Genomic DNA, 19640 nt, shown 5'->3' on the forward strand with positions numbered 1-19640 from the left:
TGGCGTGTCAGGCTCGATTTGTAGAGTCATGCGGGTAGCGTGTCAAGGAGCGCTTAGCGATTCAGCAGGATTTCCAGCACGAACTTGCTGCCGAAATACGCCAGCAGCAGCAGGGCGCAGCCCCCGAGGGTCCAGCGCACCGCGCGCATGCCACGCCAGCCGAAACGGTAGCGGCCCACCAGCAGCGTCGTGAAGATGATCCAGGCCCCCAGCGACAGCACGGTCTTGTGGGCCAGGTGCTGGGCAAACAGGTTGTCCAGGAAGATCAGGCCGCTGGCGATGGATACCGTGAGCAGCAGAATGCCCGCCCACACCAGCTCGAACAGCACCCGCTCCATGGTGGTCAGCGGTGGCAGTGACTGCACGATGCCGCGAATGTGGTGATGGCGCAGGGCCTGATTTTGCAGCCCCACCAGTACCGCCTGCACGGCAGCGATGGCCAGCACGGCGAAGGCCAGGGCAGAGCTGACCGCGTGCAGCAGAATGCCGGGGGTCAAGCCGCTGTGGCTCCCCTGGCTGGGTAGCCAGGTGGCGACGATGAGCGCGATGCCCGCCAGCGGAAACAGCACGATACCGGCGTTCAAGACGGGCTTGAACAGGCTGGCCACCAGCACCACGTTGACCGCCACGGCCATCAATAGCGTGGCGCTGGTGGTGAAGCCCGGCAGCAGGCCAGGGGCGGCGCCCACCAGCTTGACCACCACGGGGATATGCAGCAGCAGGCCAAGGGTGCCCAGCAGGCGCACCATGCCCTGGCGTGGCGGCACGCGGCGAAACAGCGTCATGCCCTGCCAGATGGCAGCAGCAACATAGAGTACAAAGGCAATCGTGGCGAAAGGTAGCGCCTGCATGATGCTATCCGTGCGCCTGGCAGCGCGTCATGGGGTAAACGTGGCGACCGGCCAAACGTTTCTGCAAAACGCCGCAGGGCCCGGTCACTGCCGCTCCTTCCAGAGCGGTACTGCTACTATAACGAATCATGGCAGCGTCGCACAGTCATGGCTAGCCAACGCTCGCGGCCATGGAGACTCGCGGCGTGAGCGCGTATAATCGGCGCCACATTCGTCCGGTGAGGACTCCCGGCGACAGCGACGGAGGCAGAGGCCCCATGTTTCAGAATTTGAGCGAGCGTCTATCCCAGACGCTGAAGTCTATCAAGGGTCAGGCGCGCCTGACCGACGACAACATCAAAGACACGCTGCGAGAAGTGCGCAAGGCATTGCTCGAAGCCGACGTGGCGCTACCCGTGGTCAAGGCGTTCATCGAGCGGGTGCGTGAACGTGCGGTAGGCCAGGAAGTCTCCAAGAGCCTGTCGCCGGGTCAGCAGTTCGTCAAGATCGTCCAGCAGGAGCTGGAAGCCATCATGGGCGAGGCCAATGAAGGTCTCTCCCTGAAAGGCTCTCCTGCCGTGGTGCTGATGGCCGGTTTGCAGGGCGCGGGCAAGACCACCTCGGTGGCCAAGCTGGCCCGTTACCTGCGCGAGCGCGAAAAGAAGAAAGTGCTGGTGGTTTCGGCAGACGTCTATCGCCCTGCGGCCATCGACCAGCTGGAAACCCTGGCCAAAGAGGTGCAGGTCGACTTCTATCCATCGCGCTCCGACGAGAAGCCGGTCGATATCGCCACGGCAGCCATCAGGCATGCCAAGATCCAGTTCCATGACGTCGTACTGGTAGATACCGCTGGCCGCCTGGCCATCGACGACGCCATGATGGCCGAAATTCAGGCGCTGCATAAAGCCATTGCTCCCCAGGAAACGCTGTTCGTCGTCGACGCCATGACCGGCCAGGATGCGGTGAATACCGCCAAAGCCTTCCATGAAGCGCTGCCGCTGACAGGTGTCATTCTGACCAAGGCCGACGGTGACGCCCGTGGCGGTGCCGCGCTGTCGGTGCGCCACGTGACCGGCAAGCCGATCAAGTTCATGGGGGTGGGTGAAAAGGTCGATGCCCTGGAACCCTTCCATCCCGATCGAGTAGCCTCGCGCATTCTGGGCATGGGCGACATGCTGTCGCTGATCGAAGAAGCCGAGCGCACCGTCGACAAGGACAAGGCCGCGAAGCTGGCCAGCAAGGTCAAGAAAGGCGATGGCTTCGACCTGGAAGACTTCCGCGACCAGCTCCAGCAGCTCAAGAAAATGGGTGGCATGGGCGGCCTGTTGGGCAAGCTGCCGGGCATGGGTCAGATGGCAGAGATGGCCCAAGGCCCCGGGCCAGAAAAGGAGCTGGGCAAGCTGGAGGCGCTGATCAACTCCATGACGCCCAAAGAGCGCCGCAAGCCCGATATCATCAACGGTTCGCGCAAGCGCCGCATCGCGGCAGGTGCCGGACTTCAGGTGCCGGACCTGAACCGGCTGCTGAAGCAGCACAAGCAGATGCAGAAAATGATGAAGAAAGCCGGGCAGAAGGGCGGCATGCAGAAGATGATGCGTGGCATGTCTGGCCTGATGGGCGGTAAAGGCCCCGGCGGCCCAGGTGGCCCCGGCGGTATGGGAGGCATGGGCGGAATGGGTGGCCCGGGTGGTTTGCCCTGGCGCTGAGCCCGCCTGATGCTCCTTTGCAAGGTTGACGGCCTGTGAGTTTTCTGGCTGTCAGGCTTTCCAAGCAGGTCGCATTTGCGTAGAATGCGGCCTCTTCATGTTTGGGTGTTGCTGAAAAGTGCTCTGGCACTGGGCGATATTCCATGGATGAAGGTCCTGAAGGTGCCCTCTGCTGGGCCAGGCAAGCGCTTCGCAAGCCCTGGTGAGGCAGGAGCACCAAGAAAACAGTATGACGAGTGTTCTGATAGCGCATTGGCGCTATGCCCCACTCGCGTAACCTCAACCGAAGGATAGTTATCGTATGGTTACCATTCGTTTGGCACGTGGTGGCGCCAAGAAGCGTCCCTTTTATCACCTGACCGTGACCGACTCTCGCAACGCCCGTGACGGCCGTTTCATCGAGCGTATCGGTTTCTTCAACCCGGTTGCCCGTGGTCAGGAAGAGCGTCTGCGCGTTGATCTGGACCGTGTGACTCACTGGCAGAGCCAAGGCGCCCAGCTGTCTGGTCGTGTTGCCGAGCTGGTCAAGGAAGCACGCAAGCAGGCGTAAGCCTGAGCGTTGTGTGAGATATCGCCGTTCATCAATGCTGTTGTGGAGTGGTCGTCAATGACGCGTTTTGAAACCAGCCCGACTGACGACACGCACGTTGTGCTTGGTAAGCTGACCAGCCCTCACGGGATCAAAGGTTGGCTGAAGGTCTACTCCTATACCAATCCCATGGACAGCATTCTGGAATACCCTGAGTGGTGGGTGCGTCAAGGTAATACGTTGACCCCCATGCGCGTCGTTCAGGGCAGTCGGCAAGGCAAGGGACTGGTTGTGCAACTGAAAGGGGTCGATGACCGTACGGCGGCCGAAGCGCTGGCCCAGGCGGACATTCTGATGCCCAAGGACGCACTGCCCGAGCTTTCCGACGATGAGTATTACTGGCATGAGCTCGAGGGCCTCGCGGTCTTTACTCAGTCAGGCGAGCGGCTGGGACGGGTCAGCTACCTGTTCGAGACCGGCGCAAACGATGTCATGGTGGTACGTGGAGACGACGACGCAATCGACAAGCGAGAGCGATTGTTGCCTTTCCTGCCCGATGACGTGATCGTTGAGATCCACCTGGAAGAGGGCCGTATGGTCGTCGACTGGGACCCCGAGTTTTGATGAGCCAGAACGCTTTGACGGAACGAACGGAAACGGATGCGACGATGACTTCACCGGCACCCGTGGAAAGTGCGACAGACGCGCCCGCCATGTGGATTGGCGTGGTATCGCTGTTCCCTGACATGTTCGATGCGATTACCCAGCAGGGTGTGATCGGTCGAGCCGTCGAGAAGCAGCAGATTGCCCTGGAGTTCTGGAATCCACGCGACTACGCCACCGACCGCCATCGCAGTGTCGATGATCGCCCTTACGGGGGTGGCCCCGGCATGCTGATGAAGGTCGATACCCTCAGGGCTGCGATTGCCGATGCCCGCCAGCGCGCGGAGCAGGCAACCGGTTTGACGCCCACCGTGATCTACTTGTCGCCCCAGGGGCGCAAGCTCGATCAGCAGGGAGTTCAGGCGCTGGCCGCCGCAGGACCCCTGGTGGTGGTTGCCGGACGCTATGAAGGTATCGATGAGCGTGTGGTGGAGAGTGACATCGATGAAGAGTGGTCGATCGGTGATTATGTGCTCAGTGGCGGCGAACTGCCGGCCATGGTGCTGATCGACGCAGCGGCAAGGCTGATACCCGGTGTACTGGGTCATCAGGACTCCGCTATCGAGGACTCGTTTAACGACGGCCTGCTGGACTGCCCGCACTATACTCGCCCGGAAGTGATCGACGGGCGCAAAGTGCCTGACGTGCTGTTGAGCGGTAACCATGCCGCCATCAAGCGCTGGCGGTTGAAGCAGTCTCTGGGGCGTACCTGGCAGCGTCGACCTGACCTGCTGAGCGGACGTACCCTGGATGCCGAGCAGCAACGGCTGCTGGATGAGTTCATCGAGGAACACGCCTCGTCTGTGGTGTCGACAACGACACCCTAGAGGATGGCGGCGGTGCAGGGCGAAGGCGTTGGCCAGCGCACCTGTGTCACCCATAACGACTCCCGCGTGGCTCGCTTCGAGCGCCGGGATCACGGTTTGCCCCTTTCACAACTGCGCGGCAAGCCACTACGTTATTTAGGAGCATGAAGATGAGCAGCAAGAACAAGGTGATCCAGGCGATCGAAGCCGAGCAAATGAGCAAAGAGATTCCTGCTTTTGCACCGGGCGACACCGTTGTCGTTCAGGTTAAAGTAAAAGAAGGTACTCGCGAGCGTCTGCAGGCGTTTGAAGGTGTGGTCATCGGCAAGCGTAACCGTGGCCTGAACTCCGCTTTCACCGTGCGCAAGATTTCTCACGGTGTTGGCGTTGAGCGTACTTTCCAGACCTACAGCCCGCTGGTTGACTCCATCGAAGTCAAGCGTCGCGGTGACGTTCGTCAAGCCAAGCTTTACTACCTGCGTGAGCGTAGCGGTAAATCTGCACGTATCAAGGAAAAGCTGGTTTAATCACCACGCTTTCACGGGCGCTTGGCGCTCGGATACGGAAAACCCCGTTACCGCTTTGCGGAGCGGGGTTTTTGCTTATCGTTCTAGCATGAGACCGTTTGCGTATGAGCATGATCGATGCCTATCTGGATGCCCTTTGGCTGGAACAGGGTGCCAGTGACCATACGCTAGCGGCCTACCGGCGAGACTTGACGGCCTGGCAGCAGTGGCTGGCGGAAGAGGGCGAGACGCTGTTGACGGCCTCGCCGGACCGCCTGGGCGTGTGGCTCGACCAGCGCCGTGAGCAGGGGTATCAGCTGCGCAGCAATGCGCGCCTGGTGTCGTCGCTGCGCAGCTTCTATCGCTGGGCGCGGCTGTACGGGCATATCGATGCCGACCCGTTGGCCCGCGTGGCGCTGCCACGGGTGCGCCCCAGCCTGCCCAACACGCTGGAAGAGGACGAAGTGGAGCGGCTGCTGCTGGCGCCGGACATCGAAACGCCGCTGGGCGTGCGTGACCGCGCCATGCTGGAGTTGCTGTACGCCTGTGGGCTGCGGGTTTCCGAGCTGGTGGGTTTGACCGGCGATGCGGTGAACCTGCGCCAAGGGGTGGTGCGAGTGCGAGGCAAGGGCGACAAGGATCGCCTGGTGCCCATGGGAGAAGAGGCTGCCGAGTGGCTGGAGCGCTACCTGCGCACGGCGCGTCCTGCCTTGATGCAGGACCCGACGCGGCCCGCACTGTTTCCCGGCCGGGGTGACCGTGCCATGACTCGCCAGACCTTTTGGCACCGTATCAAGGCCCACGCCATCACGGCCGGCATCTCGAGGCCACTGTCGCCGCATACGCTGCGTCATGCGTTTGCCACCCACTTATTGAATCATGGTGCCAATTTACGTGTCGTACAGCTGCTGCTGGGTCATAGCGATCTATCGACCACGCAAATTTATACGCACGTCGCCCAGGCGCGCCTGGAGCAACTGCATGCCGACCACCATCCAAGAGGTTGAGAAAACAATGCGTCAACGTATGCCTGAATGTGTAGCGTCCCGTGCCCCCTGGTGGGTGTTGGCAATCAGCCTGCTGCCCGCGCTGGCTCTGGCGGATGCCACGGCCGACCGCCTGGCCGAAAGCCTGAGTGTCAACGGCCAGCCGATGCCGGTGGAGCAGGTCAGCGTCACGCCGATGGAGGGCATCTACCATGTGCGCCTGGAGAGCGGTGAGTCGTTCTACTCCAATGCCGATGGCAGCCACTTTCTGGTGGGGGATCTGTTTGAAAACGCCGATAATGGGCTGGTCAACCTGACCGAGCAGTCGCGCAATCAGCAGCGGGCCGAGGCGCTGGCCGCGGTCCCCGAAGACGAGCGTGTCATTTTTCGCGGCGTCGGTGAGCCCAAGGCAACGGTCATCGTGTTTACCGACCCTACCTGCCCCTACTGCGAGCGTCTTCACGAGACGATTCCAGAGCTCAACGAGCGCGGGATTGCGGTACACTATCTGGCCTTCCCGCGCGCGGGCATGAGCAGCGCCGCTGCGGAAACGCTTCAGCAGGTATGGTGCTCCGACAATCGCAGCGAAGCGATGAATCAGGCCAAGGAGCGGCTGGCCATTGGCGCCAGTGCGCGGTGCGACAACCCGGTGGCCGAGCAGTATGCGCTGGGCCAGGCGCTTGGGGTTCAAGGTACCCCTGCCATCGTGCTGCCCAGCGGCCAGATGGTGCCGGGTTTTGTGCCTGCCGAGCGGCTGGTGGCCATGTTAGGCTTGGAAGATGAATAACGTCACCCGAGTGACGAACATAGCGCTGAGACACTGAATCACGAGGCGGTGCCCAAGGGCGCCCAACACGAAAGGGGAAGTATTTTGAAACCGGTAAGAGTAGGCATTTGTGGGCTAGGTACGGTCGGTGGTGGCACGTTCAACGTGCTGACGCGTAATGCGGACGATATCAGTCGCCGCGCGGGCCGTCCCATCGTCATCGAACAGGTCGCTCACCGCAGTATTCATGCTGACTGCGATATTACCGGCATCAACGCCACCACCGACGTGTTCGCAGTGGCCAACAACCCCAACGTGGACGTGCTCGTCGAGTTGATCGGTGGCTACGACATCGCCCGTGAGCTGGTGCTGACGGCCATTGCCAATGGCAAGCACGTGGTGACGGCCAACAAGGCGCTGATCGCGGTGCACGGCAACGAGATCTTCCGTGCGGCCCACGAAAAGGGCGTGATCGTGGCGTTCGAGGCGGCGGTAGCTGGCGGCATTCCCGTCATCAAGTCCCTGCGTGAGGGGCTGGGTGCCAACCGTATCGAGTGGGTGGCCGGTATCATCAACGGCACCGGCAACTTCATCCTGACCCACATGCGGGACGAGGGCCGTGCCTTTGAAGACGTGCTGGCCGAAGCCCAGGCGCTGGGCTACGCGGAAGCCGACCCCACCTTCGACGTGGAAGGCATCGATGCGGCGCACAAGCTGACCATTCTGGCCTCCATCGCCTACGGCGTGCCGCTGCAGTTTGAAAAAGCCTTTACCGAAGGCATCTCGCGGATCACCGCCGAAGACGTGGAGCAAGCCGACAACCTCGGTTATGTGATCAAGCACCTGGGCATCTCCAAGCGTACCGATCAAGGGCTGGAGCTGCGGGTGCATCCCACGCTGATTCCAAAAGAGCGTTTGCTGGCCAATGTCCACGGGGTGAAAAACGCCATCGCGGTCATGGGCGATGCCGTGGGCCCGACGCTCTATTACGGCGCCGGTGCCGGGGCCGAGCCAACGGCTTCGGCCGTGGTGGCCGACCTGCTGGACGTGGCGCGTGATATCGCCACCGACCACCACTATCGAGTGCCTTACCTGGCGTTCAGCGGCATCGACGAAGACGTCAGCCAGCTGCCGATCATGCCCATGGAAGAGATCACCACGGCCTACTACCTGCGCTTGCTGGCAGTGGACCGTCCTGGTGTGCTGGCGCGTGTGGCGACGATTCTTGCCGAGCAGGGCATCTCCATCGAAGCGCTGATCCAGAAAGAGGCCACCGAAGGTGAGCTGGTACCGATCATTCTGCTGACCCATCGCACCAAAGAGCGCCAGATGAACGCAGCGATCCGCGAAATCGAGGCCATGGCCGATATCGCAGGCCCCGTCACCCGCATTCGTGTGGAAGCTCTGGACGAAGGAGAGTGAGCATGCGCTACGTCAGTACTCGCGGTCAGGCCCCCGCGCTTTCGTTCGAGGAAGTCGTGCTCACCGGCATGGCCAGCGACGGCGGCCTCTACGTGCCGGAAAGCGTCCCGACCTTCAGCCGTGAAGAGCTGGCCAGCATGGCCGGGCTCTCCTATGCCGAGATCGCCTTCCGGGTCATGAAGCCCTTCGTCAACGGCGAGATCGACGACGAGACGTTCCATGGCCTGGTCACCGATGCCTACGCCACGTTCAATCACGACGCGGTGCTGCCGCTGAAGCAGCTCGACGCCAACCACTTCCTGCTGGAGCAGTTCCACGGGCCCACGCTGGCGTTCAAGGACGTGGCACTGCAACTGCTGGGGCGGCTGTTGGATCACTTCCTGAAAAAGCGTGACGAGCGTGCGGTGATCATGGGCGCCACGTCCGGGGATACCGGCTCGGCGGCCATCGAAGGCTGCCGCCATTGCGACAACCTGGATATCTTCATTCTGCACCCCCACAACCGCGTGTCGGAAGTGCAGCGTCGTCAGATGACCACGGTACTGGCAGACAACGTGTTCAACGTGGCCATCGAGGGCAACTTCGACGATGCCCAGGCCATGGTCAAGGCCAGCTTTGCCAACCAGGGCTTCCTGAACGGCACCCGGCTGGTGGCGGTGAATTCGATCAACTGGGCGCGCATCATGGCCCAGATCGTCTACTACGTGGCCGCCGGGGTCGCACTGGGCGCACCGCAGCGGGAAGTGAGCTTCTGTGTGCCATCGGCCAACTTCGGCAACGTCTTTGCGGGCTACATGGCCTACAAGATGGGGCTGCCAGTGAAGCAGTTCATCATTGCCACCAATGCCAACGACATTCTGCATCGTACCCTGGCGGCCAACGACTTCTCCAAAAAGGAGCTGGCTGCCACGCTAGCGCCCTCCATGGATATCGTCGTGTCGTCCAACTTCGAACGTCTGCTGTTCGATGCCTACGAGCGTGATGGCGACGCCGTGGCCGCCCTGCTGGAGCGCTTCCAGCAGGAGCCCACGGCGCTGGCCGATGCGCCGCTGGCCAAGCTGCGGGAAAAATTCGCCAGCTACAGCGTGGATGACGCCACGATTCTGGAAGTCATTCGCGAAGCCCATCGCCGCACGGGTGAGATTCTCGACCCCCATACCGCCACCGGTTATCGCGCGGCGGAGCGGGCGCGTCAGGATACCGCCACGCCGATGATCACCCTGGCCACGGCCCACCCGGCGAAATTTGCCGAAGCCGTGGTCAAGGCGGGCTTCCAGGGCGTGCCGCTACCCACGCACATGAACGACCTGCTGGAGCGTGAAGAGCGCTATACGGTGCTTCCGGCGGAGCTGGGTGCGGTGCAGCAGTTCGTTGCCGACAACCGTCGCTGAGGTGGCATGACGACAGTGTCACCCCTCTCAGCCAGTCACCCTCGCCTCGAGCCTCGTCCCCTGGACGAGGCTGTTTACATGCGCGCCCAGGCGCAAGGGCTAAGCGAGCTGCAGGCGCGCCTGTTGGCGTCGCGGCTGCCCGGCTATACCGGCGAACTGACACCGCTGGTGTCGCCCAGCCTGCGCTATCTGGTGCACCCTGAAAAGCTGGCCGATGGTCGGCGCGCCGCGGAGCGTATCGCCCAGGCCGTCGCCGAAGGCGAGTCCATCGGCATCCTGACCGATTACGATGTCGATGGCATCACCTCTCACGTGGTCATTCGGCGTACGCTGGTCGAGCTGTTTGGCGTGCCAGAGCGTAAGCTGCACAGCCTGATTGGCCACCGTATTCACGATGGCTATGGCATCAGCCTACCGCTGGTGGAGCGTACGCTCGGCTTGAAGCCGCTGCCCACGCTGGTGATCACCGCCGACTGTGGCAGCTCCGACGAGCCGCGGATCGCGCGCTTGAAAGCGGCGGGGATCGACGTGGTGGTCAGCGACCACCATGCGCTGCCCTTGGAAGGCCCGCCGCCCTCGGCTTACGCCTGCGTCAACCCCACCCGCAGCGACTGTCGCTATCCGGATAAAACCATCGCAGGTTGCATGGTGGCGTGGCTACTGATGTCACTGGCCCGTAGCGTGCTGGTGGAGTGGGGCGCGCTGCCGGATGCCACCCCCAAGCTCTCACCCTGGCTCTCCTACGTGGCCCTGGGCACGGTGGCCGACTGCGTCTCGTTGGGGGGCAGCCCTGCCAACCGAGCGGTGGTCAGCCATGGGTTGACCCTGATCAACCGTATGGATGCCGCCTGCTGGCGGGCCATGGCCGCGCGCTTAGGGGCCGACAGTGTCCCGTTCAACGCCGAAACCCTGGCGTTTCAGATGGGCCCGCGCATCAATGCCCGCTCGCGGCTGGACGACCCCTATGCGGCGCTGCACTTCATGCTGGCCGAGAGCGACGGTGTCGCCAATCGGCAGTTGGAGGTGCTGGATCAGGATAATCAGTCGCGCAAGGCCATCGAAGCCGACATGACCGAGGAAGCCAAGGCGCTGGCGGTCGCGGCTCTGGAGGCCAATGAGCCCGCTATCGTGGTGCTGCTGGAAGACGGCCACCCCGGCGTGCAAGGGATCGTCGCTTCCCGCCTGGTACAGGCCTATGGCCGTCCGGCGCTGATACTGACGCGGGCCGCTGCACCCAACATGCTGACCGGTTCTGGCCGCTCCATCGACGGCCTGCATCTGCGCGACGCGCTGCAAAGAACCTTCGAGCTGGCACCAGAGGCGCTGCCGCGCTTTGGCGGGCACCGCGGTGCCGCAGGGGTCGGTGTACCCAGGGAGCAGCTGGTGGCCTTCAAGGCGGCCTTTCTGCAGGCCGTTGGCGAGCAACTGGGCAACATGCCGCTCTACCCTCGCCTATGGACCGATGGCGAGCTGTCAACGGCCCAGCTTAGCCTGGCCACGCTGGAAGAGATCGAGACCCTGGGCCCCTATGGCCGGGAGTTCGAACCTCCGCTGTTCGAAGGACGCTTCATCGTGGAGGCACTGCGCCCGGTGGGGGCCGAAGGCTCGCATCTGATGATGGAGCTTTCCATGGGAGCGGTGACCAGCAAGGCGATCTGGTTTCGCGCCCTGACGCCGGGCGAGCTGCCTTCGTTTGGGGTGGGCGACACCCTGCACTGTGCCTACAAGCTCAACCGCAACCGCTGGCGCGGTCGCGAGGCACTGCAGTTGATGGTGGAGCACGCTAGCCCCGTTTGACGCGCTCCGCTATCCTCGCGTCCTTGGCCGATGCCCCGGCCGCTCCAACAATCCTAAAAAGGACGCATCGATGCGTATGGAAGATCTTCCCAAGGACCCCCACAAGCCCTACGAGGACGTGATGGCGATGCTGCTGGGCACGCTGTTCGTGGCGCTGGGAGTCACCCTGTATACCCACGCGGTGCTGCTGACAGGCAGCACCGCCGGGATGGCGCTGCTGCTGAATTACCTGACCGGATGGGGGTTCGGCGTGTGGTTCTTTGCCATCAACCTGCCGTTCTACTATCTGGCCATCAAGCGCATGGGCTGGAGCTTTACGCTGCGTACCTTTGCCGCCATTGGCCTGGTCTCGCTATTCTCCGAGTTGACCCAGCGCTGGGTCAGCTTTGAAAGCGTCCCTTCGCTGTACGCCGCCGTGATGGGCGGCGCGCTGATGGGCATTGGCATGCTGATGCTGTTTCGCCACCGTACCAGCCTTGGCGGTATCAATATTCTGGCGCTCTACCTGCAAGACAAGCATGGCCTGCGGGCAGGCTTTGTGCAGCTCGGCATCGACGCCGTGATCCTGCTGGTGGCACTCACCCAGCTACCCCTAGACCGCGTAGGCTACTCGGTGTTGGGGGCGCTGATGCTCAACTTGATTATCGCCCTGAACCACAAGCCAGGGCGTTATATCGGGGTTAGCTAAGCGGTTGCTAGTTAAGCCAAAACCACCAGACGATCAAGCCAATGACGGCGATACCCGCAAGATTGATCAGTAAACTCATACGGCCTCCTGCTGGGTGGGCTTCCATAACCGCAGGCGGTTGGCGTTGCTGACCACGGTGATGGAGGAGAGCGACATGGCCGCGCCCGCAATAATGGGTGACAGCAGCATGCCGGTCATGGGGTAGAGCACGCCAGCGGCAATCGGGATGCACAGCACGTTATAGCCAAACGCGCCGATCAGGTTCTGCTTGATGTTAGAGAGCGTGGCACGGCTCAGTTCAATCGCCGTGGCCACGCCGTGTAGTGAACCGCGCATCAGCGTAATACCGGCGCTCTCCATGGCGATATCGGTACCCTGGCCAATGGCAAAACCCACGTTGGCTCGGGCCAGCGCGGGGGCGTCGTTAATACCGTCGCCCACCATGCCGACCACTTCGCCCGCCGCTTGGCGGCGCTCAATTTCTGCGTGCTTGTCGTCAGGCGTCATACCTGCCTTGAACTCGCTAATGCCGACCTCGCGGGCCACCGCAGCAGCGGTATGCTCGTTATCGCCCGTCAACATCACCACGGTTAACCCATCATCCTGCAAGCGCTTCACGGCGGCGGCGGCATCTTTGCGCAGCGGGTCGCTAACGCCGAAGAGGGCGGCCAGCTTGCCATTCACCGCTAAATAAACCAGCGAGCGCGCCTTGGCTTCCAACTGGCGAATGCTCTCGTCTGCTGGGGAAAGATCAACGCCAGCCTCATCCAGTAGCCGCGCATTGCCTAGCAGCAGCGTGTCATTAGCTTGGCTGGTGCCTTTAACACCGCCGCCGGTCACGCTATCAAAGCTAGCCAGCGTATCGGGTCGGGCGCCTTGCTCTTCGGCGTAGGCCGTCAGCGCTTTGGCAAGGGGGTGCTCGGAGCGGCTCTCTAAGGCGGCCACCCAGGCCAGTACTTGGGTGCTATCATCGTGCAGCACCGTTGCCTCGGTGACGCGCGGTTTGCCTTCGGTCAGCGTTCCCGTTTTATCGACGACCAGCGTGTTCAGGCGGCTAGCGGTTTGCAGCGCTTCGCCGCTGCGCACCAGCACGCCATGCTCGGCGGCTTTGCCCACGCCAATCATGGTAGAGATCGGGGTGGCCAAGCCCAGCGCGCAGGGGCAGGCGATAATTAGCACGGTAGTAGCAGTAACCAGCATATGAATAGCCACCGGAGCGGGTCCGAGGTTGTACCAGGCAAGGGCCGTTAGCACCGCAATAATCATCACGGCGGGTACAAATATGCCTGAGATCGTATCGGCCAGCTCGCCAATCGGTGGGCGGGAGTTTTGTGCGCTGGCCACCTGCTCGGTAATGCGCCCCAAACGGGTATCGCGGCCGATGCGCGTGGCGCGGTACACCAAGCTACCGTTACCGTTCACCGTGCCCGCGCTTACGTCATCGTCCGCTGTTTTATGCACGGGCACCGGTTCGCCGGTAAGCATGGATTCATCGATATAGCTCTGGCCGTCGAGCACTACGCCATCCACCGGCAGCCGCTCACCGGGGCGCACGCGAATATGGTCATCCAGCGCTACATCGTCCACCGCGATTTCTTGTTCAACGCCGTCGCGTATCACCCGGGCGGTTTTCTCCTGCAGGTCGAGCAGCCGTTTAAGGGCGCTGCTGGTGCGGCCGCGGGCCTTGAGCTCCAGTGCATTGCCCAACAAAATCAGGCCGATCACCATGGCAGAGGCTTCAAAATAGATGCCGTGAGCCACCTCAGGCAACCAGGGGGCAAAGAGCACCACCATCATGGAGTAGAGCCAGGCGGTGCCGGTACCCATGGCCACCAGGGTGTCCATGTTGGCTTGATGATGCTTGAGGTTCTTCCATGCATTCACAAAGAAGTGGCGGCCAGGAAAGACCAGAATGGCCAGGGTGAGCAGGCCAATCACCAGCCAGAACAAGCGCCCCATCCCCACCGGGTGTGGGTGATAGAAAAACATGCTGAGCATGAGCGGTAGCGCCAAGGCGAGCGAGTAGGCACTACCCTTCAGGCGGATTTTATAGAGCCGCGCTTCTTGTTCTGCACGCGTCTCTTCGGCGGCGCGCATATCGACAATCGGTTCGGCGCGGTAGCCTGCGGCATCGACGGCGGCCAGCAGCGTTGCTACATCGACGTGGCCAAACACCTGGGCGGTATGGGTCGCGAAATTGACGCTGGCCGTATCCACGCCTTGTGCGCGTTCCAAGGCTTTCTGGACACTTTTGACACAGCTGGCGCAGGTCATGCCGGTGATGGCCAGGCGTATTCGCTGGCTGCCCTGGTGGGAGCGTGGCGTGTCAGCCGTGTGGGCCGCTGCCGTCGAGTCGTTACCTTCGGCCTCGGTTTTGGTGTCGTCAACAGCTGGCGGGGCCAGCTCGCTGGGAGGGTAGCCTGCCTTTGCCAGGGCGTCATCCAGAGCCGTCATGCTCAGGGTGGTGGTGACCTCCAGGCGTTTGTCGGCTGGAAAGCCGGTTACCTCGGCAGTGGCGTCCTCGGCGAGAATTGCTTCCCGCATGCGCTTGACGCAGCCCTGGCAGTTCATGCCGGGCACGGTGCGGGTCAGCGTTGTTGGCGGTGCGTGGCGTTGGGGCATGCTGCCTCCTCGGGAAAACTTTCGATCAAGCGGCACAGGCTGTGGCCATCGGGGGTGCCGTCGGGCATGGTCTGCCAGCTCTCCAGCGCCTGCTCCATGCGGTGCGCTAGCGCTTCCAGCTCGGCAATGCGCGCCCTGATTTGCGGCAGACGATGGGCCAGCAGGTCGCGTACCAGTGGGCAGGGCGAGTCGCCCTGGTCGGCATGGGCCAGAATGTCGCGTATTTCGGCCACGCTAAAACCCAGTTTGCGGGCGCGCTGAATGAAGTGCAGGCGCTCCAGGTCCCCAGCGGTGTAGAGCTGATAGCCATTGTCTGGATGCCTGCTCGGCGTCAAGAGGCCTTCACGGGTGTAGTGACGCACCGTTTCCGCCGTGACGCCACCGCGTTTGGCCAGTTCACCGACTTTGATGGCGCTCACGAAGCCTCCTTTTTGACATCGCTTTTGAAAAAGATAGTGTAAAACCCTTGGGTAACCCATAGGTCAAGGGCCGCCCTTATCTCCATCGAAATGACTAAAACACTGATTTCAAACGACCGTGTGACTAATGTATAAGTAAAAAACAAAATAAAACGCTCGTTTGCCCTTGAACCAACCCCTACATTGGGCGAAAACTTAGGTGTCAAAACAATGCGGATGGAACGCACCGTCCGACGGATCATCGGGAGAGAGGCCCACTATGTATAATAACTTTAAAAAGCTCACCCTGACCGCTGCAGTAGCAGCGGTAGCATTTGCCAGCCAAGCTAACGCAGGCGGGTACCAAATCAACGAACAGAGCGTTAGCGGCCAGGGGTATGGTCACGCAGGCCGTAGCTCAAACGTCAACGATGCAACGATTGTTTACGGTAACCCAGCGGGTATGTCGTTTCTCGACCGTGCCCAAATCACGGCAGGCGGAACGTTCCTGAATGTAAATAGTTCCATCTCTAACGCACAGGCATCGCAAAGTAGTCCTGCTATTGCGCAAGCAACAGGTGGAATGACGGATACACTGCCTGTATCAGGCACCAACGATGGTGATATGGTGCCGGGGACGTTAGTTCCATTTGCTTTCTATGCTCATCCAGTGAATGAGCAGTTGGCTTTCGGTTTCGGGGTTTACGCTCCCTTTGGTTCGAAAACCGACTATGAAGACAGCTTTATGGGTCGCAACCAGGGCAACTTTACCGAAGTGACAGTAGTATCGGCCCAGCCCACGGTTTCTTACCGCTTTAATGAACAGTGGGGTGTAGGCGTTGGTTTAACCTATAACCGTGTTGATGGTGAGCTACGTCGTCAAGTGCCAGTAGCAACACCGCTTGGGCTTTCTGAAGTAGATTCGCGAGTAGAGGGCGATGATGAGGCATGGGGCTATAACCTGGGCGTAATTTATCGGCCTGTGCCAGAAACAACCTTCGGTTTAACTTACCGTTCAAAGGTTGAATACACGCTTGAAGGTGATTTTACAGCAAGCTCTCCAGTGCTTGATCAATTAGGCATAGGCACCATTACTGACGACGCTTCTTTAGACTTAACGACACCTGAGACGGTCAACTTCTCGCTCACCCAGCAAATGAGTGACGACCTCAAGCTCATGTTTGGTGCTTCTTGGGCACGGTGGAGCCGTTTCGATCAGATTCTCGTGACCGGTGCCGAACGCGGTGAAGTAACTAATGAGCAGCAGCGTTATTCAAACGCCTGGGCATTTTCAACCGGTGGTGAGTATCAGTTAACGCCTGCTTTGGCACTGCGCGCAGGGGTAACGCTGGACTTTACGCCAACCCAGGATGCCACCCGTAGTGTACGCATTCCGTCAGATGACCGTCGTATCTTCTCGATTGGCGCAGGCTGGAGTCCAACACCTGATATGACGTTAGACTTTGCCTACTCTTACCTTACAGAGCGTGGCACCCACGTTAATCAAAGTAAGACCGATAGTTTCAACGTGGGAGGCCAGCAAACACCGCCAATTACCTCTAACTACTCTGGTGATTACAAAAACGAGGCGCATGGTTTTGGTGCTCAGCTGACGTATCGGTTCTGATTGGCTGCTCGCGCTTACTGATCGGTCTTCGACCTACCTGACCCGGCTTCGGCCGGGTTTTTTACATGGTGAACACTGCCTGGGGTGGGTGCGATTGGCAGCGGGTTTGGTTACAATGCCTGCCAGAATGTCGCCGTTGGGGTGGCTGGCACCGTCTCAGGTGGCCAGGCCACCCCAACGGCGACTGTCTCTTTTGCGGCGCGAGGCGACCCCCGCGTCAGCGAGCTTTATTTACCGACCAAGATTAGGGCGATCCATGCTGGAAACCAACCCGATTCACAACCAGATCAAGGACCTGTCTGAGCGGACAGACGTTCTTAGGGGGTATCTTTGACTATGCCGAGCGTAAAGATCGGCTAGAAGAAGTTTCCCGCGAGCTCGAAGACCCCAACGTCTGGAACGACCCGGAATACGCCCAGAAACTGGGCAAGGAACGGGCCTCCCTGGAAGCCATCGTGGCCACCATCGACGAGCTGGAACAGGGCCTGGCGGATAGCCGCGACCTGTTGGAGCTGGCCGAGATGGAAGAAGACGAGGCCACGGTCGAGGAAGTCCGCAAGGAGCTGTCCGGGCTGCAAGACGCGTTGGAAAAACTCGAGTTTCGCCGCATGTTCTCGGGAGAAATGGACGAGAACAACGCTTATCTGGATATTCAGTCAGGATCGGGCGGCACCGAAGCTCAGGATTGGGCCAACATTCTGCTACGCATGTACCTGCGTTGGGCCGAAAGCCACGGCTTCAAGACCGAGATCATCGAAATCTCTGCCGGGGAAGTCGCGGGCATCAAGTCGGCGTCGCTGCATATTCAGGGTGACCATGCCTTTGGCTGGCTGCGTACCGAAACCGGCGTCCATCGTCTGGTGCGCAAGAGCCCCTTCGACTCGGGTGGCCGTCGCCACACCTCGTTTGCCTCCGTCTTTCTGTCGCCAGAAATCGACGACAGCTTCGAGGTCGAGATCAACCCGTCGGACCTGCGCGTGGACACTTACCGCTCCAGTGGTGCGGGTGGCCAGCACGTCAACACCACCGACTCGGCGGTGCGGATCACCCACGAGCCCACCGGCATCGTGGTGGCCTGTCAAAACCAGCGTAGCCAGCATGCCAACCGCGACTTCGCCATGAAGCAGTTGAAAGCGAAGCTGTGGGAATTCGAAATGCAAAAGCGCAACGCTGCCAAGCAGGAAGCGGAAGACTCCAAGGCCGATATCGGCTGGGGTAGCCAGATTCGCTCTTACGTACTGGACGATCAGCGCATCAAGGATTTGCGCACCGGCGTTCAATCCAGCAACTGTGACAAGGTACTCGACGGCGATCTGGACCAGTTCATCATCGCCAGCCTGAAGCAGGGTCTGTAATCTTTTTAGCGTGTGAATTTGAATAGGGTGCCCGATGACCAACCAAGACGCGTCTTCTTTCGACAATGAAAATCACCTGATCGCCGAGCGCCGTGCCAAGCTCGCCGCCCGCCGTGAGCGGGCGGCAGAGCAGGGCAAGAGTGCCTTTCCAAACGACTTTCGCCGCGACAGCCTGACCGTAGAGCTACAGCAACTGCTGGGTGACAAGGACAAGGCCGAGCTGGAAGCGCTTGACCATCAGGCGTCGGTAGCGGGTCGTGTCATGCGCCAGCGTGGCCCCTTCATCGTGATTCAGGATGTGGCTGGCCAGATTCAGCTCTACGTGGACAAGAAAGGGCTGCCGGAAGACGTGCTGGAGGATATCAAGGGCTGGGACATCGGCGATATCGTCGCGGCCCGCGGCCCGGTGCACAAATCCGGCAAGGGCGACCTTTACGTCATGATGGTGGAAGCGCAGCTGCTCACCAAGAGCCTGCGCCCCCTGCCGGACAAGTTCCATGGCCTGACCGACCAGGAAGCGCGCTATCGTCAGCGTTATGTCGACCTGATCATGAACCCGCAGTCGCGCAAGGTATTCGAAACCCGTGCGGCGGTGATCAGCTCCATGCGGCGCTTCTTCGAAGCGCGCGGCTTCATGGAAGTGGAAACGCCCATGCTGCAGCCGATTCCCGGCGGCGCGGCGGCGCGCCCGTTTATTACCCACCACAATGCGCTGGATATCGATATGTATCTGCGTATTGCGCCGGAGCTTTACCTCAAGCGCCTGGTGGTGGGTGGTTTCGAGAAAGTGTTCGAGATCAACCGCAACTTCCGTAACGAAGGGCTCTCCACGCGCCACAACCCCGAGTTCACCATGGTGGAGTTCTACTGGGCCTACGCGGATTACCGCGACCTGCTGGACATGACCGAAGCCATGCTGCGCACGGCGGCTCAGGAAGTGCTGGGCACCACCACGCTTACCTACCAAGGGGCCAGCTACGACTTCGGCCAGCCCTTCAAACGCCTGACCCTGCGCCAGGCGATTCTGGATCACGGCGACGGCATTACCGAGGCCGACCTGGCAACGCTGGACGCTGCTCGCGCGGCTGCCGAGAAGCTTGGTATCAAGGTGAAAGAGAGCTGGGGCCTGGGTAAGCTGCAGACCGAGATCTTCGAGGAAGTGGCCGAGCACAAGCTCGACCAGCCCACGTTCATTACCGAATATCCCGCCGAGGTGAGCCCCTTGGCGCGCCGCAACGACGCCGACCCGTTCGTCACCGACCGCTTTGAGTTCTTTGTCGGTGGGCGTGAAATCGCCAATGGTTTCTCGGAGCTGAACGACGCCGAAGACCAGGCGGAGCGTTTCCGTGAGCAGGCAGCCGAAAAAGACGCCGGGGACCTGGAAGCCATGTACTACGATGCCGACTACGTTCGCGCCCTGGAGTACGGCATGCCGCCCACGGCAGGCGAAGGCATCGGGATCGACCGGCTGGTGATGCTGTTTACCGACAGTCCCTCCATTCGAGACGTGTTGTTGTTCCCGGCGATGCGCCCCGAGGTTGATTAACG

17 protein-coding genes are annotated in these 19640 nt (G+C 61.1%); 14 read left to right on the forward strand and 3 right to left on the reverse strand.

The features are described from left to right. Positions 1-53: 53 nt before the first annotated feature. On the reverse strand, positions 54-851 hold the full coding sequence (locus IE061_RS13650; protein WP_096921549.1) for a cytochrome C assembly family protein: 798 nt from the start codon (positions 849-851) through the stop codon (positions 54-56). A gap of 257 nt (positions 852-1108) precedes the next feature. Between IE061_RS13650 and ffh the strand changes: the two genes are divergently transcribed. From ffh to IE061_RS13705, 11 genes are all read left to right on the forward strand, one after another. After that, a complete protein-coding gene (ffh, locus tag IE061_RS13655) occupies positions 1109-2536 on the forward strand; it encodes a signal recognition particle protein (RefSeq protein WP_189463766.1) in 1428 nt (475 codons plus the stop codon). 301 nt (positions 2537-2837) lie between these two features. Beyond that, positions 2838-3086: a 30S ribosomal protein S16 gene (rpsP, locus tag IE061_RS13660; RefSeq protein WP_009098555.1), complete on the forward strand. Its 249-nt coding sequence runs from the start codon at positions 2838-2840 to the stop codon at positions 3084-3086. A 57-nt stretch (positions 3087-3143) separates the two neighbouring features. Beyond that, positions 3144-3689, forward strand: a complete 546-nt coding sequence (gene rimM, locus IE061_RS13665; protein ID WP_016915997.1) for a ribosome maturation factor RimM — start codon at positions 3144-3146, stop codon at positions 3687-3689. An 89-nt stretch (positions 3690-3778) separates the two neighbouring features. After that, positions 3779-4555, forward strand: a complete 777-nt coding sequence (gene trmD / locus IE061_RS13670; RefSeq protein ID WP_039183457.1) for a tRNA (guanosine(37)-N1)-methyltransferase TrmD — start codon at positions 3779-3781, stop codon at positions 4553-4555. Between the two features lie 149 nt (positions 4556-4704). Next, complete coding sequence (rplS, locus tag IE061_RS13675) at positions 4705-5061, forward strand: 50S ribosomal protein L19 (protein WP_016915999.1); 357 nt, start codon at positions 4705-4707, stop codon at positions 5059-5061. Between the two features lie 104 nt (positions 5062-5165). After that, a complete protein-coding gene (gene xerD / locus IE061_RS13680; protein ID WP_016916000.1) occupies positions 5166-6047 on the forward strand; it encodes a site-specific tyrosine recombinase XerD in 882 nt (293 codons plus the stop codon). Positions 6048-6054: 7 nt separating this feature from the next. Continuing rightward, on the forward strand, positions 6055-6813 hold the full coding sequence (locus IE061_RS13685; protein WP_230478470.1) for a DsbC family protein: 759 nt from the start codon (positions 6055-6057) through the stop codon (positions 6811-6813). 84 nt (positions 6814-6897) lie between these two features. Beyond that, a complete protein-coding gene (locus IE061_RS13690) occupies positions 6898-8214 on the forward strand; it encodes a homoserine dehydrogenase (protein WP_081193954.1) in 1317 nt (438 codons plus the stop codon). Between the two features lie 2 nt (positions 8215-8216). Next, positions 8217-9605: a threonine synthase gene (thrC, locus tag IE061_RS13695; RefSeq protein WP_193461845.1), complete on the forward strand. Its 1389-nt coding sequence runs from the start codon at positions 8217-8219 to the stop codon at positions 9603-9605. Positions 9606-9683: 78 nt separating this feature from the next. After that, positions 9684-11402, forward strand: a complete 1719-nt coding sequence (locus IE061_RS13700) for a single-stranded-DNA-specific exonuclease RecJ (protein WP_373294986.1) — start codon at positions 9684-9686, stop codon at positions 11400-11402. Between the two features lie 70 nt (positions 11403-11472). Beyond that, positions 11473-12090 carry a YitT family protein gene (locus IE061_RS13705; protein WP_193461847.1) on the forward strand — a complete coding sequence of 206 codons (618 nt, stop codon included), beginning with the start codon at positions 11473-11475 and terminating at the stop codon, positions 12088-12090. Between the two features lie 75 nt (positions 12091-12165). Here the strand turns inward: IE061_RS13705 and IE061_RS13710 are convergent, their stop codons facing one another. Both IE061_RS13710 and IE061_RS13715 read right to left on the reverse strand, forming a co-directional pair. Next, a complete protein-coding gene (locus IE061_RS13710; RefSeq protein ID WP_016916006.1) occupies positions 12166-14712 on the reverse strand; it encodes a heavy metal translocating P-type ATPase in 2547 nt (848 codons plus the stop codon). Next, positions 14679-15122 (reverse strand): MerR family transcriptional regulator, encoded by a 444-nt coding sequence (locus tag IE061_RS13715; protein WP_040461254.1) that lies wholly within the window; start codon positions 15120-15122, stop codon positions 14679-14681. Before IE061_RS13715 ends, IE061_RS13710 begins: the two co-directional genes overlap by 34 nt. Positions 15123-15390: 268 nt before the next feature. On the opposite strand from IE061_RS13715, the gene IE061_RS13720 reads away from it, so the two are divergent. From IE061_RS13720 to lysS, 3 genes are all read left to right on the forward strand, one after another. Continuing rightward, positions 15391-16737 (forward strand): OmpP1/FadL family transporter, encoded by a 1347-nt coding sequence (locus IE061_RS13720; protein ID WP_193461848.1) that lies wholly within the window; start codon positions 15391-15393, stop codon positions 16735-16737. A 256-nt stretch (positions 16738-16993) separates the two neighbouring features. Next, a protein-coding gene (gene prfB / locus IE061_RS13725) for a peptide chain release factor 2 (RefSeq protein ID WP_139788488.1) occupies positions 16994-18092 on the forward strand; the annotation gives its coding sequence in 2 pieces (ribosomal slippage) (positions 16994-17068 and positions 17070-18092; 1098 coding nt in all). Between the two features lie 34 nt (positions 18093-18126). Continuing rightward, positions 18127-19638, forward strand: a complete 1512-nt coding sequence (lysS, locus tag IE061_RS13730) for a lysine--tRNA ligase (RefSeq protein WP_081193964.1) — start codon at positions 18127-18129, stop codon at positions 19636-19638. The last annotated feature ends 2 nt before the right edge of the window (positions 19639-19640 follow it).

This window comes from Vreelandella hamiltonii, from assembly GCF_014651795.1.
Taxonomy (GTDB): Bacteria; Pseudomonadota; Gammaproteobacteria; order Pseudomonadales; family Halomonadaceae; genus Vreelandella; species Vreelandella hamiltonii.

Coding starts and splice junctions, on each gene's coding strand:
- IE061_RS13650 (WP_096921549.1), bottom strand. CDS start 851: ATGCAGGCGCTACCTTTCGCCACGATTGCCTTTGTACTCTATGTTGCT.
- ffh (WP_189463766.1), top strand. CDS start 1,109: ATGTTTCAGAATTTGAGCGAGCGTCTATCCCAGACGCTGAAGTCTATC.
- rpsP (WP_009098555.1), top strand. CDS start 2,838: ATGGTTACCATTCGTTTGGCACGTGGTGGCGCCAAGAAGCGTCCCTTT.
- rimM (WP_016915997.1), top strand. CDS start 3,144: ATGACGCGTTTTGAAACCAGCCCGACTGACGACACGCACGTTGTGCTT.
- trmD (WP_039183457.1), top strand. CDS start 3,779: ATGTGGATTGGCGTGGTATCGCTGTTCCCTGACATGTTCGATGCGATT.
- rplS (WP_016915999.1), top strand. CDS start 4,705: ATGAGCAGCAAGAACAAGGTGATCCAGGCGATCGAAGCCGAGCAAATG.
- xerD (WP_016916000.1), top strand. CDS start 5,166: ATGAGCATGATCGATGCCTATCTGGATGCCCTTTGGCTGGAACAGGGT.
- IE061_RS13685 (WP_230478470.1), top strand. CDS start 6,055: ATGCGTCAACGTATGCCTGAATGTGTAGCGTCCCGTGCCCCCTGGTGG.
- thrC (WP_193461845.1), top strand. CDS start 8,217: ATGCGCTACGTCAGTACTCGCGGTCAGGCCCCCGCGCTTTCGTTCGAG.
- IE061_RS13700 (WP_373294986.1), top strand. CDS start 9,684: ATGCGCGCCCAGGCGCAAGGGCTAAGCGAGCTGCAGGCGCGCCTGTTG.
- IE061_RS13705 (WP_193461847.1), top strand. CDS start 11,473: ATGCGTATGGAAGATCTTCCCAAGGACCCCCACAAGCCCTACGAGGAC.
- IE061_RS13710 (WP_016916006.1), bottom strand. CDS start 14,712: ATGCCCCAACGCCACGCACCGCCAACAACGCTGACCCGCACCGTGCCC.
- IE061_RS13720 (WP_193461848.1), top strand. CDS start 15,391: ATGTATAATAACTTTAAAAAGCTCACCCTGACCGCTGCAGTAGCAGCG.
- lysS (WP_081193964.1), top strand. CDS start 18,127: ATGACCAACCAAGACGCGTCTTCTTTCGACAATGAAAATCACCTGATC.